The sequence below is a fragment of the Burkholderia sp. SCN-KJ genome (genome assembly GCF_024656005.1).
GTDB lineage: Bacteria > Pseudomonadota > Gammaproteobacteria > Burkholderiales > Burkholderiaceae > Burkholderia.
Genome location: NZ_JANKOG010000084.1, coordinates 1 through 1155, shown reverse-complemented (window position 1 = coordinate 1155; position 1155 = coordinate 1). Strand labels below are relative to the sequence as shown.

Genomic DNA, 1155 nt, shown 5'->3' with positions numbered 1-1155 from the left:
GAGCGGATCAAGCTCATGATGGCAGCCGCGCGCTGCCCCGCGCGCAACGATCCTGCGAACAGCCAGTTGGACCGTCCGACTGCCCACGGACGGATCTGGTTTTCGACCCAGTTGTTGTCGATTGGCACGTTCCCGTCATCGAGATAGCGCGTGAGTGCATCCCAACGTTTCAGGCTGTAGTCCAGCGCTTTCGCAATCGCCGAGCCCTCGGCAACGAGTTTGCGCTGCGCCATCAGCCATTCATAAAGGGCGTCGCACACCGGCTTGGCCCGGCGCTGGCGAAGCCGCTGCCGTTCGTCGGCATCCAGTGCCGCAGCCTCGCGTTCGATGTCGTAGAGCGCGGTAAAGAACGACAGGGCCTGCTCGGCAATCTGGCTGCTGTGATTGGCATGCAATTCAAAGAACTTGCGTCGGGCATGGGCCGCGCATCCGATCTCGGTAATGCCGTGCTGGAACGAGGCCTTGTACCCGCTGTAGTCATCGCACACCAGCTTGCCGTGCCAGCCCTTCAGGAACGTGCGAGCGTGCGCACCGGCGCGGCTCTCGGCGAAGTCGTAGACCACTGCGCGCAGTTCGCTGAACTGAGTCGGCGTATACGCCCACAGGTACGCCCGGTGTGTCTTGCCCTTGCCAGGGTTGAGCATCTGCACGGGCGTCTCGTCCGCATGCAGCACACCCTGTAGCAGGATGGCCTGGCGGAGTGCGTCGACCAGCGGCTGCAACTGCACGCCACACCTGCCTACCCAGGCACCCAGCGTGGATCTCGGAATGGCCAGTCCCGCACGGCCAAAGATCTGTTCCTGCCGATACAGCGGCAAGTGGTCGCCGTACTTGGCGACCAGCACTTGCGCGAGCAAGCCGGCAGTGGGCACGCCCTTGTCGATCACATGTGGCGGAACCGGCGCCTGGATCAGCGTCTCGCACGCTTTGCACACCCACTTGCCGCGGATATGCCGCTCCACCGTGAACACGCCCGGCGTGTAGTCCAGCTTCTCGCTCACGTCCTCGCCGATGCGTATGCGTTCGCAACCGCACTGGCACGTCGTGCTATCCGGTTCGTGATGGATCTCGGTGCGCGGCAGTTGCGGCGGCAGCGGTGCGCGTTTCGGCTGCTCGCGTTGCCGTTCAACTCGTGTCGGCTCAAGCTGTTCGAGT

The 1155-nt window shown here is 63.8% G+C and carries 1 protein-coding gene; it reads right to left on the bottom strand.

Features of this window, described 5'->3' with window-relative positions; all coding sequences use genetic code 11:
• The coding region (locus NQV17_RS37720) for an IS66 family transposase (RefSeq protein WP_257776149.1) at nucleotides 1–1155 on the bottom strand (1155 nt) is incomplete at both ends.